Origin of the sequence: Microbacterium sp. LKL04 (genome assembly GCF_900102005.1) — a bacterium.
Lineage (GTDB): Bacteria > Actinomycetota > Actinomycetes > Actinomycetales > Microbacteriaceae > Microbacterium.
In genome coordinates, this window is sequence record NZ_LT627736.1 from 2,108,351 (window position 1) to 2,123,414 (window position 15,064).

At 69.9% G+C, this 15,064-nt stretch carries 16 protein-coding genes; 8 read left to right on the forward strand and 8 right to left on the reverse strand.

Going from position 1 to position 15,064, the window contains the following annotated elements:
• Positions 1 to 9: 9 nt before the first annotated feature.
• Positions 10 to 1,266 carry a 23S rRNA (adenine(2503)-C(2))-methyltransferase RlmN gene (rlmN, locus tag BLP38_RS10285; RefSeq protein ID WP_091356969.1) on the reverse strand — a complete coding sequence of 419 codons (1,257 nt, stop codon included), beginning with the start codon at positions 1,264 to 1,266 and terminating at the stop codon, positions 10 to 12.
• Between the two features lie 58 nt (positions 1,267 to 1,324).
• On the opposite strand from rlmN, the gene BLP38_RS10290 reads away from it, so the two are divergent.
• The 3 genes from BLP38_RS10290 to BLP38_RS10300 all read left to right on the forward strand — a co-directional run bounded on the left by BLP38_RS10290 (position 1,325) and on the right by BLP38_RS10300 (position 5,795).
• A complete protein-coding gene (locus BLP38_RS10290) occupies positions 1,325 to 2,203 on the forward strand; it encodes a PRD domain-containing protein (protein WP_091356973.1) in 879 nt (292 codons plus the stop codon).
• A gap of 218 nt (positions 2,204 to 2,421) precedes the next feature.
• Positions 2,422 to 4,281, forward strand: a complete 1,860-nt coding sequence (locus tag BLP38_RS10295; RefSeq protein WP_091356977.1) for a beta-glucoside-specific PTS transporter subunit IIABC — start codon at positions 2,422 to 2,424, stop codon at positions 4,279 to 4,281.
• Positions 4,282 to 4,376: 95 nt separating this feature from the next.
• Positions 4,377 to 5,795, forward strand: a complete 1,419-nt coding sequence (locus BLP38_RS10300) for a glycoside hydrolase family 1 protein (protein ID WP_091356981.1) — start codon at positions 4,377 to 4,379, stop codon at positions 5,793 to 5,795.
• Here the strand turns inward: BLP38_RS10300 and mmuM are convergent.
• Positions 5,761 to 6,720 (reverse strand): homocysteine S-methyltransferase, encoded by a 960-nt coding sequence (gene mmuM, locus BLP38_RS10305; protein WP_091356986.1) that lies wholly within the window; start codon positions 6,718 to 6,720, stop codon positions 5,761 to 5,763. The two genes, BLP38_RS10300 and mmuM, sit on opposite strands and share 35 nt — an antisense overlap.
• Positions 6,721 to 6,776: 56 nt before the next feature.
• Here mmuM and BLP38_RS10310 point away from each other — a divergent pair, with 56 nt between their 5' ends.
• Positions 6,777 to 7,244, forward strand: coding sequence for a GNAT family N-acetyltransferase (locus BLP38_RS10310; RefSeq protein WP_091356990.1), 468 nt, complete (start codon positions 6,777 to 6,779; stop codon positions 7,242 to 7,244).
• Positions 7,245 to 7,279: 35 nt separating this feature from the next.
• A complete protein-coding gene (locus BLP38_RS10315) occupies positions 7,280 to 8,128 on the forward strand; it encodes a Cof-type HAD-IIB family hydrolase (protein WP_091356995.1) in 849 nt (282 codons plus the stop codon).
• A 108-nt stretch (positions 8,129 to 8,236) separates the two neighbouring features.
• Here BLP38_RS10315 and BLP38_RS10320 read toward each other — a convergent pair whose 3' ends face one another.
• Genes BLP38_RS10320 through BLP38_RS10330 form a run of 3 tightly spaced genes read right to left on the reverse strand, consistent with a single transcriptional unit; the run spans position 8,237 to position 10,626 of the window.
• Positions 8,237 to 9,067, reverse strand: a complete 831-nt coding sequence (locus BLP38_RS10320) for an SDR family oxidoreductase (protein WP_091356999.1) — start codon at positions 9,065 to 9,067, stop codon at positions 8,237 to 8,239.
• A 15-nt stretch (positions 9,068 to 9,082) separates the two neighbouring features.
• A complete protein-coding gene (locus BLP38_RS10325) occupies positions 9,083 to 9,853 on the reverse strand; it encodes an enoyl-CoA hydratase/isomerase family protein (protein ID WP_091357002.1) in 771 nt (256 codons plus the stop codon).
• Between the two features lie 11 nt (positions 9,854 to 9,864).
• Positions 9,865 to 10,626 (reverse strand): SDR family NAD(P)-dependent oxidoreductase, encoded by a 762-nt coding sequence (locus tag BLP38_RS10330; RefSeq protein WP_091357007.1) that lies wholly within the window; start codon positions 10,624 to 10,626, stop codon positions 9,865 to 9,867.
• A 131-nt stretch (positions 10,627 to 10,757) separates the two neighbouring features.
• Between BLP38_RS10330 and BLP38_RS10335 the strand changes: the two genes are divergently transcribed.
• Positions 10,758 to 11,483 (forward strand): aminoglycoside 3'-phosphotransferase, encoded by a 726-nt coding sequence (locus tag BLP38_RS10335; RefSeq protein ID WP_091357011.1) that lies wholly within the window; start codon positions 10,758 to 10,760, stop codon positions 11,481 to 11,483.
• A 4-nt stretch (positions 11,484 to 11,487) separates the two neighbouring features.
• Here the strand turns inward: BLP38_RS10335 and BLP38_RS10340 are convergent, their stop codons facing one another.
• Entirely contained in the window at positions 11,488 to 11,835 is a 348-nt protein-coding gene (locus tag BLP38_RS10340) for a hypothetical protein (protein WP_091357013.1), read from the reverse strand.
• A gap of 53 nt (positions 11,836 to 11,888) precedes the next feature.
• On the opposite strand from BLP38_RS10340, the gene BLP38_RS10345 reads away from it, so the two are divergent.
• Together BLP38_RS10345 and BLP38_RS10350 are read left to right on the forward strand one after the other, a co-directional pair.
• Positions 11,889 to 12,293 (forward strand): MmcQ/YjbR family DNA-binding protein, encoded by a 405-nt coding sequence (locus BLP38_RS10345; protein WP_307463039.1) that lies wholly within the window; start codon positions 11,889 to 11,891, stop codon positions 12,291 to 12,293.
• 9 nt (positions 12,294 to 12,302) lie between these two features.
• Positions 12,303 to 12,806 carry a GNAT family N-acetyltransferase gene (locus tag BLP38_RS10350; protein WP_091357016.1) on the forward strand — a complete coding sequence of 168 codons (504 nt, stop codon included), beginning with the start codon at positions 12,303 to 12,305 and terminating at the stop codon, positions 12,804 to 12,806.
• 15 nt (positions 12,807 to 12,821) lie between these two features.
• Here the strand turns inward: BLP38_RS10350 and BLP38_RS10355 are convergent, their stop codons facing one another.
• Both BLP38_RS10355 and BLP38_RS10360 read right to left on the reverse strand, forming a co-directional pair.
• Complete coding sequence (locus tag BLP38_RS10355; RefSeq protein ID WP_091357017.1) at positions 12,822 to 13,610, reverse strand: energy-coupling factor transporter transmembrane component T family protein; 789 nt, start codon at positions 13,608 to 13,610, stop codon at positions 12,822 to 12,824.
• Positions 13,607 to 15,061, reverse strand: coding sequence for an ABC transporter ATP-binding protein (locus BLP38_RS10360; RefSeq protein ID WP_091357021.1), 1,455 nt, complete (start codon positions 15,059 to 15,061; stop codon positions 13,607 to 13,609). The genes BLP38_RS10355 and BLP38_RS10360 overlap by 4 nt, the downstream gene beginning before the upstream one ends.
• Between the last annotated feature and the right edge of the window lie 3 nt (positions 15,062 to 15,064).

Genomic DNA, 15,064 nt, shown 5'->3' on the forward strand with positions numbered 1-15,064 from the left:
TGACCTGGGTCAGACCGATGCGGCAGCGACCTGATCATCCTCGGTCGCGACGAGCTGACCGCACGCGCCGTCGATCTCCTTGCCGCGGGTGTCGCGGAGGGTCGTCGGGATGCCGGCCTCGTTGAGGCGTCGCACGAACTCGTTCTGCACGTCGACGTCCGACGAGGTCCAGATCGATCCGGGCGTCGGGTTCAGCGGGATCGGGTTCACGTGCACCCAGCCGCGACCGCGCTGGTTGAGCTTGTCGGCGAGGAGGTCGGCGCGCCAGGCGTGGTCGTTCATGTCCTTGATGAGCGCGTACTCGATCGAGACGCGGCGGCCGGTCTTCTCGAAGTACTCGCGCGCGGCGTCGAGCGCTTCGTCGACCTTCCAGCGGGAGTTCACCGGGATGAGCTCGTCGCGCAGCAGGTCGTCGGGCGCGTGCAGCGACAGCGCGAACGTGACCGGGATGTCCTCGTTGCTCAGCTTGCGGATCGCGGGGACCAGGCCCACCGTCGAGACGGTGATGCCGCGTGCGCTCATGCCGAGGCCGTGCTTCTTGTCGACCATCGTCCGGACGGCCTGCATGACCCGGGCGTAGTTGGCGAGCGGCTCACCCATGCCCATGAAGACGATGTTCGTGACGCGCTCGTCCTTGTGGCCGACCTTCCGGGGGTCGCCGAGGCCGCCATCGGCGATGAGCCGGTTGGCGCGGACGACCTGGTCGACGATCTCGGCCGCAGACATGTTGCGGGTGAGGCCGGCCTGTCCGGTCGCGCAGAACGGGCAGTTCATGCCACAGCCGGCCTGGCTCGACACGCAGAGCGTGATGCGGCCGGTGTAGCGCATGAGCACCGACTCGACGAGGGCGCCGTCGTGCAGGCGCCACAGGAACTTGATCGTGTCGCCACCGTCGGTCTCAAGGCGGCGCACCTCGGTCATGAGATTCGGCAGGAGTCCGCCGACGAGCTCCTCGCGGTTACCTGCCGGCAGATCGGTCATGTGGGCGGGGTCCGACGTGTAGTGCTGGAAGTAGTGCTTCTCGAGCTGCCCGGCGCGGAAGCCCGGCATCCCGAGCTCCTTCAGCTTCTCGACGCGCGCATCGTGATCGAGGTCGGCGAGGTGCACCGGCGGCTTGCCGCGCTTGGGGCTCGCGAACTGCAGGAGCGGGCGACCCTCGGCATCCTTCGCCTGCGTCCACCCCTCGGTCGCGGGCCGCACCTGCTTGGGCGTCGTCGTACGCACGGCGGACATGCCTTCAGGGCGCGCGGAAGTGGGCTCGGTCATGCCTTCCAGGCTACCGGCGACGGGCTGGACGGATGCCGGACGACTCTAGACTCGGGGCATGACGGATGGGGCTCCGCGGCGCCGCGGAACGGTTGTGCACAAGGTGCTCAACAACAACGTCGTCATCTCGCTCGACGAGCAGGGCCGCGAACGCGTCCTCATGGGCCGCGGCCTCGGATTCCAGCTGAAGCCCACCGACTCCCTCGACCCTGCCAAGGTCGAGAAGACCTTCATCCTCGACGCCGGCGAGGACGGCGAGCGCGAACGCCGGATGCTGACCGACACCCCCTACCCGATCATCGAAGCCGTCTCGCGCGCCGTCGACCAGGCCGAGCGGACTCTCGGGCATCACCTCGGGCGCCGGTTGACCGTCGCGGTCATCGACCACGTCCAGTTCGTGCTGGAACGCTTGGACAAGGGCATCCGAATCCCGACGGCGAACATGCCGGAGCTGCGCGTCCTCCACCCGGCGGAGTTCGCCGCAGCCGCCGCGATGGCGGCGTCGATCTCCGAGGCACTCGGAACGGAACTGCCCGCCGAGGAGGCCGTCTTCCTCACGATGCACCTCCTGAACGCCACGCGGGACGAGCCGAACGGGACCGCTGCGCTGCTGTTCCGCCGCGTGCAGCACGTCGTCCTGACGGTCGAGAACGGGCTCGGCGTGAAGCTCGACGTCGAAAGCCCCGACTACGCCCGGTTCGTGCTGCACATCCAGTTCCTCTTGCAGCGGCTCGTGTCCAGATCGATGCTGCGCAGCGCCGACAGCTCGTTCTTCGAGTTCGCCAAGCACAGCTACCCGCGGTCGTATGCGATCGCGCAGGAGGTCAAGGCCTACGTCCGTGCGGCCACGGAGTCCGAGCTCACCGACGAGGAGCTGTTGTACGTCATTGTGCACGTCGAGCGGCTCGCATCCCAGGTCACCGCTTCGCCGGAGTGACCCTCGCGTCCCATTCGGATGCATGCTAACGTGACCTTCCGCAGGGCGATGCCGCCCTGCACGCGACGGATTGTTACTGCGACAGCAGGCAAAACCTGAACTCACATCGCTCGATGAGCGATGAACGAGTTCAGGTTTTTTTGTTGCCCGGAAACGGCTCCGACGCGTGACCCACCCGAGATGTGCCGCACCGATGCGGCAAGGAAGAGCGTGTCCCGATGGACTACTCGAAGACCGCGGCCGGCGTCCTGAAGGGCGTCGGCGGAGAAGAGAACGTCAGTTCGCTCGTGCACTGCGCGACGCGCCTGCGCTTCGTCCTCAAGGACGAGTCGAAGGCCGACAGCGCCGCCGTCAAGGCGACGCCCGGTGTCGTGACGGTCGCCCAGGCCGGCGGCCAGTATCAGGTCGTCATCGGCAACGACGTGCCCGACGTCTTCGCCGAGATCGGCAAGATCTCGAAGCTCGGCGCGGCCTCCGCCGACGGCGCGGCGAGCGACGCCCCGAAGGGCAACCTCTTCAACCGCTTCATCTCGATGATCTCGGCGATCTTCACGCCCGTCCTGTGGGCGCTCGCCGGCACGGGTCTGCTGAAGGCGTTCCTCGCGGCGGCCGTCACGTTCGGCTGGATCGCGACCGACACCTCGACCTACGCCGTCCTCAACGCACTGTCGGACGCCTTCATCAACTTCCTGCCGATCGCCCTGTCGATCACGGCCGCTCGCTACTTCAAGGCGAACGAGTGGACCTCGCTCGCGATCGCCGGCGCGCTCGTCTATCCGACGATGGCGGGCCTGGTCGGGCAGCCGGGGCTCAGCTTCTTCGGCATCCCCTTCACGATGGTCAGCTACGTCTCGAGCGTCATCCCGATCATTGTGATCGTCTGGCTGCAGAGCTACGCCGAGAAGTTCCTTTACCGCGTGCTCCCGGGCGCCGTGAAGCGCTTCATGACCCCGATGATCGTGGTGCTCATCGCCGTCCCGCTGGTCTTCGTCGTCATCGGCCCGATCTCGGACCTCCTCGGCGGTGGCCTGGGCAAGGGCATCGGCTGGGTCTTCGAGAACGCCCCGTGGGCGGGTGGCGCCATCATGGGCGGCCTCTGGCAGGTCTTCGTGATCTTCGGTCTGCACTGGGGTCTCGTTCCGCTGTTCACCCTCGAGTTCCAGACCACGGGACAGATCCTGCTGGTCGGCCCCGTCTTCGCCGCGGTCCTCGCGCAGGCGGCCGCCGTCGCCGGCGTCTGGGTGCGTGCGCGCAACAAGAACCTCAAGTCGCTCGCGGCCCCCGCGACCCTGTCGGGCTTCCTCGCCGGCATCACCGAGCCCGCGATCTACGGCATCAACCTTCCCCTCAAGCGCCCGTTCGCCTTCGGCATCGTCGGCGGCGCGATCGGCGGCGCGATCATCGGCATCGGCGGCGTCTTCGCAAAGGCGTTCGTCGTCCCCTCCGGCCTCGCCCTTCCGGCCCTGTTCGGTAACGGCAACATGTTCATGCTCGTCATCGGCCTCGGTGTCGCGATCGTCGTCCCGTTCCTGCTCACCGTGATCATCGGCTTCGTCGAGCCCGCTGAGGATGCGGCGCCCGCCCCGGCGACCGCGGAGAACGACCTCGCCGTCCTCAGCCCGCTCGATGGCACCGTGGTCCCGCTGTCCGAGACGCCGGATGCCGCGTTCGCCGAGGGCGCGCTCGGCGACGGCGTCGCGATCCTCCCTCGCAGCGGAGCCCTGTACGCCCCGTTCGACGCGACGATCGCCGCCGCGTTCCCGACCGGCCACGCCATCGGCCTGCGTCACGCGGACGGCGCCGAGGTGCTGATCCACATCGGCATCGACACGGTCAAACTCGGCGGGCAGCACTTCGACGTGAAGGTCACGACGGGCCAGCAGGTGAAGGCCGGCGACCTGCTCGTCGAGTTCGACGGCGACGCGATCGAGAAGGCCGGGTACGACCTGACCACGCCGATCGTCGTCACCAACGGCGAGCTCTACCCGGCGATCACCGACCGCGCTGCAGGCCCCATCGCCCACGGTGAGCCGCTGTTCACGGCGGTCTCGGTCGAGTCCGCGGCCGTCACGGCCTGACCCGCTCCGGATGCCGGGTGCCGCCGCACCCGAAGCGGCGACACCCGGCATCCCCCTCCCCCTCGAACCCACACGACACGACACGAAAGCGACTCATGAGCACCATCTCGTTCCCCGACGGCTTCCTCTGGGGCGGCGCGACCGCCGCGAACCAGCTCGAGGGCGCATACCTCGAAGACGGCAAGGGACTCTCGATCCAGGACGTGATGCCGCAGGGCATCATGACCCCGCGCAGCGAGGGCCCGACGGACGACAACCTGAAGCAGGTCGGCATCGACTTCTACCACCGGTACGCGGAGGACATCGCGCTCTTCGCCGAGATGGGGTTCAAGACCTTCCGGTTCTCGATCGCCTGGAGCCGCATCTTCCCCAAGGGCGACGAGACCGAACCCAACGAAGCCGGCCTCGCGTTCTACGACCGGGTCCTCGACGAGCTCGAGCGCCACGGCATCGAGCCGCTCGTCACGATCTCGCACTACGAGACCCCGTTACACCTCGCCGAGACCTATGACGGCTGGGTCAACCGCGACATGATCGGCTTCTACGAGCGCTACGTGCGGACGCTCTTCTCGCGCTACGGCGCCCGCGTGAAGTACTGGCTGACCTTCAACGAGATCAACTCGATCGTGCACGCGCCCTTCATGTCGGGCGGGATCAACACCCCGAAGGACGAGCTGTCGCCCTCGGACCTGTACCAGGCGATCCACCACGAGCTCGTTGCATCGGCGCTCGCGACCAAGGTGGCCCGTGAGCTCGCACCGAACGCGCAGGTCGGCTGCATGGTGCTGTCGATGCCGGTCTACCCGCTGACGCCGAACCCCGACGACGTGTTCGCGGCGCTCACGACGGAGCGCGTCAACCTCGCCTTCGGCGACATCCACGTGCGCGGCGAGTACCCCGGCTACTACCTGCGGAGCCTGCGCGAGCAGGGTGTTGAGCTGAACATCACCGACGAGGACCGCACGCTCCTCAAGGAGAACACCGTCGACTTCGTGTCGTTCAGCTACTACTCCTCGATCTGCGAGACGACCGACGAGTCGAAGCGCGTCATGGGCGAAGGCAACCTCTTCGGCGGCGTCAAGAACCCGACGCTGAAGGAGTCGGAGTGGGGCTGGCAGATCGACCCCGTCGGCCTCCGCCTCGTGCTGAACCAGTTCTGGGACCGCTGGCAGAAGCCGCTGTTCATCGTCGAGAACGGCCTGGGCGCGAAGGACCAGCTCGTCGAGGTCGACGGTGTGAAGACCGTCCAGGACGACTACCGCATCGCGTACCTGCAGGCGCACCTCGAGGCGGTCGGTGAAGCTATCGCCGACGGCGTCGACCTCATGGGCTACACGACCTGGGGGTGCATCGACCTCGTCTCGGCGTCGACCGCGCAGCTCAGCAAGCGGTACGGCTTCATCTACGTCGACCGGAACGACGACGGCAGCGGATCACTCGATCGCTACAAGAAGGCGTCGTTCGACTGGTACGCGGAGGTCATCCGCACGAACGGCGCGTCGCTGGCGCGCTGACTTGCCCTCCGATGCGGTCGTGGTTCGCCACGGCCGCATCGTTGTTCCCGGGGGTCCCGAGCCGGGCGGCGAGCGCTGCGATGTCGGCGGGCGTCGTGCGGCAGCACCCGCCGACGAGGCGGGCACCGGCATCCACCCAGTCGTCGACATCGGTGAAGGCGGACCCGGGTTCGCCGCGCCAGGTCCGGGATGCCGCATCCCACCGCTCGCCGCTGTTCGGGTACACGACGGCCGCTACCCCGGCCGGCACGTGCGAGAAGACGGCGGGAATGAGGTCGGGCGGGCAGCAGTTCGCCCCGACCGCGACGACCCCCGAGGCGGACGCCGCCGTGGCGAGGGCGGATGCCAGGCCGCCGCCGTCGAACGCCGTGCTCGCCGCGGACACCGAAATCCACGCCGGGACGTCGACCCCCTCGAGCGCGAGGGCGATCGCCTCGACCTCGACGGGAGAGGCGATGGTCTCGATCGCGAGCAGGTCGGCGCCGGCCGCGGCGAGCACCTCGATGCGGCGCCGATGCCACCGCGCCAGGTCGGTCGCAGAGACCCCGTAGTCCCCCGTGTACTCGCTGCCGTCGGCACGGACCGCTCCGAACGGACCGACGGATGCCGCGACCCACGCCCGCCCCTGCGCCGCTTCTCGCGCGAGCCGGACCGACGCCGTGAGCAGCCGGTCGACGGCCGCCTGGTCGTACCCGGCAGCGCCGAGGTTGTCGTACCCGAGCTGGTAGGAGGCGGTCGTGATCACCTCGGCGCCCGCGGCGACGAACTCGGCGTGCACGTCGCGGACATCGCCCGGCGCCTCGATGAGGACACCGGCCGACCAGAGCGCGCCGGCGAGGTCGTGCCCGCGGGCTTCGAGCATCGTCCCGAGTCCGCCGTCCAGGACGAGGGGGCGGCCTGCGATCACGGCGCGGACATCGGGCATGCGGTCACTCTAGGCTCGCCCGCTCTGCTCTCCCCCGTCGCATTACGCTGAAAGATGTGACGACTTCCCGCATCCGCCCGATCTCCGTGGACGACGCCGGCGAGGTGCTCACCCTGCAGCGCGCCGCCTTCGTGCAGGAGGCGCTCATCTACGACGCCGTCGACATGCCGCCGCTCACGCAGACCCTCGACGAGGTTCGCGCGGAGCTCGAGGAGAACCTCGGATGCGTCGCCCTCGACGGCGAGCGCATCGTGGGCTGCGTGCGGGCACGCCTCGACGGCGACCTGCTGCTCATCGGCCGGATCGCGATCGCCCCCGACCAGCAGGGATCGGGCCTCGGCACCTCGCTGCTGTCCGCCGTCGAGGAGCGCGGCAGGGATGCCGGGGCGACGACCGCCGAGCTGTTCACCGGGTCGCTGAGCGAGGCGAACCTCCGCCTCTACGAGCGCGAGGGGTACGAGGAGAGCGAACGGGTCCCCGGCGACGACGGGACCGAGCAGGTCTTCCTGCGCAAGCGGCTCTGAACCGGCCGTCCCTCTCCGTCCGGGAGAATGGTCCTATGACGCGCATCGCCTTCCTTGACGTGGACGGAACCATCCTGGAGCACGGGACGGCCATCGCCGACTCGACCATCACCGCCATCCGGACGGCACGCGAGAACGGGCACCTCGTCTATCTCTGCACCGGGCGAGCAGCGGGTGACATCCACCCCAAGGTCCGCGAGATCGGCTACGACGGCGCGATCACGAACGGCGGCGCCTACGCCGTCCGCGGGGACGACCTGCTGTTCGCCGACCCGATGCCCCGTGAGGACACCGACCGGCTGATCTCGTACTTCGAGTCGGAGGACATCGACTACTTCCTCCAGTCCGACGAAGCGGTCTTCGCGAGCGAGGGTGTCGGCGCGATGCTCGACGAATACTTCGCCGAGCGCCGCAAGCGTCACCTCGAGGACGCCCGCCGTCTCGGGCAGACCGACGTCGTCGAACCGAAGCCGATCGTCACCTACCGCCCCGTCGCCGACGCCGACCTCGATGCGATCGCGAAGACCACCTTCATCAGCAAGCGCTCCGACAGCGTCGACCGGGCCCAGACCGACCTCGGCGATCGCTTCCATGTCATCCCCGGCAGCATCCCGCTCCCCGGCGGGTCCAACGGCGAGATCGGCCTGCGCGGCACGAACAAGGGCTCGGCGATTTTGCGGGTGCTCGACATCCTCGGACTCGACGCCGCCGACGCGGTCGGCATCGGCGACAGCTGGAACGACGCGGAGATGTTCGACGTCGTCGGCTCGCCCGTCGCGATGGGCAACGCCGACCCCGCCCTCAAGGAGCGCGCCGGCAACGTCACGACCGACGTCCTCGACGACGGGGTGTGGAACGCGTTCGTCAAGCTCGGCCTGGTCTGACCGGCTCGCCGCGGCGCGTACGCGGACGCAATAGATCGGGCGCGACACCCCGGCATCCGCCCGCCGTCGACGGCGTGTCGGGCCGAAACCCTTGCATCCGCGAACGGGTCAGTCGAGGAAGATGTCGGGGAACAGCTCGGTGTCGGGCGTCCCCGGCGTCGCCGCGTAGCGAGAGAAGTCGGTGACGCCCGCGTCGCGCAGCACGTCCTCGACGATCAGCGTCTGGCCGGTGTAGTCGCGGGCGGGCTTGCAGAGCACCTCGTACGCCGCGTCGGCGTAGACCTCGGGGGTTCGGCTGACCTTCATCATGCGATCGCCGCCGAGGGCGAACTGCACGGCGGCCGTCGCGATCGTCGTCTGCGGCCACAGGGTGTTCGCGGCGACGCCGTCCTTCGCGAACTCCGCGGCCATGCCGAGGGTCGCCATCGTCATGCCGTACTTGGCGAGCGTGTAGCCGGTGTGCGCGCCGAGCCATTTCGGAGACAGGTTGAGGGGCGGCGACAGCGACAGGATGTGGGGGTTCGCGGCATCCGTCAGCATCGGGAGCGCCGCCCGCGAGAGCATGAACGTGCCGCGCACGTTGACGTCCTGCATGAGGTCGTACTTCTTCGCCGCGAGCTCGAGCGAGCCCGACAGGTCGATGACCGAGGCGTTGTTGACGACGATGTCGATCCCGCCGAACTCGCCCTGCGTCTTCAGGACGGCCTCGGTGATGTCGCCGTCCTCGCGGACGTCGCCGACGATGGGGAGCGCCTGCCCGCCGGCCGCGCGGATCTGCTCGGCCGCCGAGTGGACGGTGCCCTCGAGCTTGGGATGCGGGGTGTCGGTCTTGGCGAGCAGGGCGATGTTCGCACCGTCGCGCGCGGCGCGCAGGGCGATCGCGAGGCCGATGCCGCGGCTGCCGCCCGACATGAGGATGGTCTTTCCGGCGAGGGTCATGGGTTCTCCAGGGGATCAGGAACGACGGGACCGGGATGCCGCGGCGAAAGCGGCGACGCGGGTCTTCGAGTCGTCGGTGTCGAACGCGGCACCGATCGTGCGGGCCTCATCGTCGAGGTTGTCGGCGAACGGCCGGTGGGCACCCGTGCGGACCAGGCGCTTCGCCTGCCCGAACGCGCCGCTCGCGCCGTCGAGCCAGGCCCGCGCGATCTGCTCGGCGCGGTCGCCCGGCTGATCGACGACCTCGGCCACGAGCCCCCAGTCGAGCGCCGTGGCGGCATCGATCGTCGTGTCGGTGAGCAGCAGCTGCAGCGCGCGGCGCTGCCCGATGGCGGCCGGCAGCAGCGTCGAGACGCCGAGGTCGGGCGTCAGCCCGATGTTCGCGTACTTGCTGACGAAGACGGCCCGCGGCGCGGCCACGACGTAGTCGGCCGTCAGCATCAGGCCGAGTCCGCCGCCGGCGACGGCGCCCTGCACCGCGGCGACCATCGGGATCGACGACTCGACGAAGGTCCGGATGCCGTCGTGGATCACCCCGGCCATCTCGGTGATCGTGCTGCCACTGCCGCCGGAGGTCGCCATCTGCACGACGTCGCCGCCGGCGCAGAACGCGGGGCCACCGGCATCCAGCACGATCGCTCCGACCGTGCCGTCGCTCGTCAGCTCGTGCGCCAGGTCGCGCCAGCGCCTGCCCATCTCGAAGTCCATCGCGTTCAGCGACGCCGGGCGGTTGAAGGTCAGCCGGGCGAGCGCGCCGTCGCGCTGCAGCAGGATCGTGTCACTCATCGGGTCTCCACTCACTTCGGTGCCATGCGGATCGAGCCGTCCAGACGGATCGTCTCACCGTTGAGGTAACCGTTCTCGACAATGTGCTCCACAAGCGCCGCATACTCATCCGGCCTGCCTAGTCGCGCCGGGTAGGGCACCTGCTGCCCGAGCGACTCCTGCGCGGCTTCGGGGAGGCCCGCGAGCATCGGGGTCTCCATGATCCCGGGCGCGATCGTGCAGACGCGGATGCCGGAGCGCGCCAGCTCGCGCGCGATCGGCAGGGTCATCGCGTGCACGCCGCCCTTGCTCGCCGAATACGCGGGCTGGCCGATCTGCCCGTCGAAGGCGGCGACGGAGGCCGTGTTCACGATGACACCGCGGTCCCCGGATGCCGTGGGTTCGGTCGCGGCCATCGCCGCGGCTGCCTGCGCGATGACGGTGTACGTCCCGATGAGGTTGATGCGGATGATCCGCTCGAAGTCCGCGACCGGGTTCGGCGAGCCGTCCCGGGCGAGCACCTTCGCGGGCGGCGCGATGCCGGCGCAGTTCACGGCGACGCGCAGCGGTGCGACGGCGGATGCCGCGGCCACGGCGGCCTCGACCTGTGCGGCATCCGTCACATCGGCGGCCGCGAAGGTGCCGCCGAGCTCTGCCGCGATCTCGGCTCCGGCGGACGACAGCAGGTCGACGACGACGACGTGCGCGCCCTGCGCCGCGAGGCGGCGGGCGGTGGCGAGCCCGAGGCCGCTGGCTCCCCCGGTGACGAGGGCGGATGCTCCGGCGATGTCCATGCGCTCTCCTTCGAACGGTATCGGGTCCCACGTAGGGCGCGACTGGGTGCCACTGCAATGGGATGCCTCCAGGCTAGCCGTCCCACGCTGCGGGCACGACAAACCGATCCCCGCGACGGCAGGATGGAGGGATGTCGATCCCGCAGCACGACGCTCCGGTGCCGCCGATCGCGCGCCGGCTCGCGCGCGGCGCTGCCCTCGCTCCGGTCTGGACCAACAAGCTCGGCGGGATGACGCTGCGCACCGACGACGAGCGTTTCATCAAGATCGGGCCCGTGCACCTCGAGACCTCGATGGCCGACGAAGCGGAGCGGCTGGCGTGGGCGGCGCCGTACGTCCGCGTACCGACCGTCGTCGAGCAGGGCGACGACGGCGAGACCGAGTGGCTCGTCACCAGAGCGATCGCCGGGCTCTCGGCCGTGCACCCCGACTGGGTGGCGCGCCCCGAGACGGCGGTCCGGGCGATCGGCGAGGGCCTTCGCGCACTGCACGAGAGTCTGCCCGTGGCATCCTGCCCGTTCGACTGGACCGTGCCCTCCCGGGTCGCGAACGCGGCGCAGCGTGGTGTGGTCGTGCCGGCCGTACTTCGCGAGGGTCCACCGATCGAGCAGCTCGTCGTCTGCCACGGCGACGCGTGCGCCCCCAACACGCTCATCGGCGACGACGGCCGATGGAGCGGTCACGTGGACATGGGCCAGCTCGGCTTGGGCGATCGATGGGGCGACATCGCCGTCGCCGCGATGAGCACCGGCTGGAACTACGGTCCCGGCTGGGACGGCCTGCTGCTCGAGGCGTACGGCGTCGAGCCGGACGAGGAACGCCTCGCGTACTACCGCGACCTCTGGAACGCGACGTGAGGCGTCAGCGCATGGCGGCGTCGAACACCGCCACCGCGGCGAGGTAGCCGGCGACGACGAGGGCCGTCGACACGAGCGGCACCCACGCGAAGTCCCGACCGGTCCGCCGGGCGACGATCGCCGCGGACACGGTGACGAGGATGCTCACCGCTATCGCCGAGACGAAGAGCGTGCCCGCGGCATCCGCTGTCGCCCAGTCACACGATGGCGCGCACGCTCCACCGGCGAAGACGGTGTGGAAGAACCAGAGCACGACAGTCACGACGATCGCGACCACCTGCAGGACGGCGACGGCCAGGACCGCGCCCGCGCCGGTGCGACGCGCGGGCGGAGGCACGGTGCCGATGGTCATACCGCGGACGCTACCAGTCGCGGCGCATACGGAGTCCGCGCCATGATGAAGCCGTGGCTGAGCACCCGGTGATGTTCCGCGACGACGATCCTCTGCTGGCCGTCGTCCGCAGACATGCGCTCGCCTTGCCCGAGGCGCAGGAGAAGGTCAGTCACGGACGTCCGGCGTTCTTCACCACGAAGGTCTTCGCGTACTTCGGCGGGTCCGTGCGCCGTGGCCCGGGCGAATTCGAACGCCACGACACCGCGGTGATGGTCCTGCCGGATGCCGCTGACGAACCGGCCCTGCGCCAGGACCTGCGCTTCTGGACCCCCGCGTACCTCGGACCGTCGGGGTGGCTCGGGATCGACCTCGCCGACCTCGACGAGACCGAGCTCGCTGAACTCCTCGACGCCTCGTATAGGCGGACGGCGCCTTCGCGCCTCGTTCGCCGCCTCGACGACCCGGGGGGCGCTTAGGCTCGTCCGGTGAGTGAACGGACGAGCACCGGGTTCCGCCTTCTCGAGGTCGCGTGGGACGACCCGCGCGCCAAGCTGCTCCGCGACGAGCTGGATGCCGACCTCGGCGCTCGCTACGACGGGTTCCACGGCGACGAACCGGTCGAACGCCGGACCGCACGATCTCGCGCTCTCGCGATGCATCCCGACGAGATCGTCGCGACCCTCATCGCGGTGGATGCCGACGGCACTCCCACCGGCCACGTCATCCTCCGTCGCCTCAGAGACGAGTGGGAGATCAAGCGCCTCGTCGTGACCGCCGCGGCCCGGGGCCGCGGCATCGCGCGTGCCCTCATGAGCGCCGCCCTGGACCGTGCCCGCACGGGCGGCGCCGGTCGCGTCATCCTGCAGACCGGCATCCCGCAGCCCGAATCGGTCGCCCTGTACGAGTCGCTGGGGTTCACCCGCATCCCCGTCTACGAGCCGTACGCCGAGACGATGCCGCGCTCGATCTGCTTCGCCTACGCCTTCTGATTCACTCCCGCGCGGTCAGGACGGGCCGAGGATGAAGTTCCAGGTCCCCGCGAGGACAGCGGCGACGATCGCGACCCCCGCGATGCCTGCACCGATCCCGACAAGCACCCACTCGCGAGCGCCGAAGGTCGACGTGCGCGCCCACGTGCGGCGCCCGGGCGCGCCGAATCCGCGGGCCTCCATGGCCGTCGCGAGCTTCGAGCCCCGTCGGATCGACAGCACCAGGAGGGCGAAGGCCATCCCCGCGAACCGCCTCAGCCGGCCTCGATCAGCGACCCCGCGCGCCCGACGGGCGAGCTCCAGCGAACGCCAGTCATCGACGAAGAGACCGATCATCCGGAGACCGGCCAAGGCGCCGAGGACGAATCGCGCAGGCAGACGCACGATCTGCGCCAGCCCGTCGGCGAGGTCGGTGGGGTCCACGGTGATGAACAGGACCACGGACGGCAGAGCCACCGCGAGCACGCGGAGAAGGGTCGCAGCGGCGAGTTCGAGCGAACCGTCACTGACGCGGATGAGCAGCCACTCGACGTAGACGCGACCGCCGGCCTCTCCGTACAGAGCGATGGTGACGGCCGTCAGCGGCGCCGCGAGCCAGACCGGCCAGGTCCGCCGCCAGAACTCCCCCCAGCGCAGGCCGGCGAACGGGATGAGGAGACACTCGAGGACGAGCGCGACGGCGGCCGAGACCCAATCCAGCGTGAACACGAGCGGGATCGCGACGAGGCCACTGGCCGCGAGCTTCGCCACCGGATTGATGCGGGCGACCGTGCCGGTCCTCGCCTGGCCGTCGAGAAGGGTCACCGGTCACCGCCCAGCCGGACCTCGCGGGCATGCAACGCGCGGACGGCGTCCAGGTCGTGGGTCACGATGACGACCGCCGACCCCGCGTCGCGGAGACCGGCGAGGAGGCCGATCAGACGGGACCACGTCACCGCATCCTGTCCGAACGTCGGCTCGTCCAGGATGAGCACCCGCGGCGCCGTCGCCAGCATCGAGGCGACCGTGAGCCGACGCTTCTCCCCGCCCGACAACGTGTAGGGGTTCGCTGCCGCGAGTCGCGTCAGCCGCATCCTCTCAAGGAGGTCGTCGACGATCGATCTCGTCTCCTCCTCCGCCAGGCCCAGCGCCTTCGGGCCGATCTCCAGCTCATCGCGCACGGTCCGAGCGAGGAACTGATGCTCGGGATCCTGGAACACCGTACCGATGCGCGTGAGGAGGTCTCGGGACGACCACCGGATCGGGTGCGGGCCGGCGCCGTCGGCGAGGACCTCCTCGGCGACGACCTCTTCCGCAGCCGGCGGCAGGAGCCCGGCGAGCGTCAGCCCGAGCGTCGACTTCCCCGCGCCGTTCGGGCCGGTCACCGCGAGCACCTCACCCGCCCGCACGTCGAGGTCGAGGCCGGTCGCGACCGGATGCCCGGCGACGCGCTGGACCGCAAGTCCACGGGTGGTCAGCAGAGTTTCGCCGGACTCGGCGACCGGCGGAGCAGGTTCGACAGGCGGATGCCCCGGCACCCACACTCCTGCCTGCGCGAGGCTGTCACCGAGCCATCCGAGAACTTCCGCCGGCGTACCGTCGGCGACCACGCCTGCGGCATCGTGCCCGCCGAGCACGATGACGCGGTCCACCAGCGGCAACCACACGTCGACACGGTGCTCGATCACCACGAGGGTCGCGGGATGCGCCTGCAGCATGGCCGCGACCGCGTCACGGACCTCTTCGACACCGCCGGGATCGAGGTTGGCTGTCGGCTCGTCGAGGAGCACCAGCCCGGGCTGCATCGCGACCACGCCGGCGAGAGCGAGCCGCTGCTTCTGTCCCCCGGACAGCGCTTTCGTCGGGCGATCCCGGGGGACGTCGAGTCCCACGGCGCCCAGCGCCATCTCGACGCGGGGCCAGATCTGGTCGCGCGGGACCCCGAGGTTCTCGCACCCGAACGCCACGTCGTCACCGACGCGCGCGAGGATCACCTGCGAGTCGGGGTCCTGCAGGACGAGCCCGGCGCGGCCGCGCTGATCGGCGGCGCGGGCGCCGTCGAGGAGGATCTCACCCTCGACCTCGCCCTCGTCGGCTCCCCCGAGAACGCCGGCGAGGCCGTGGAGGAGCGTGGACTTGCCGGCGCCGGATGCGCCGAGGAGGAGGACGCGTTCCCCCGGTGCGATCGTGAGGTCCACACCGCGGACGGCCCACGCGTTGCGGGATGCATGACGCCAGCCCCAACCTCGGACCTCGACCCGTGCAGGATGCGTCATGCC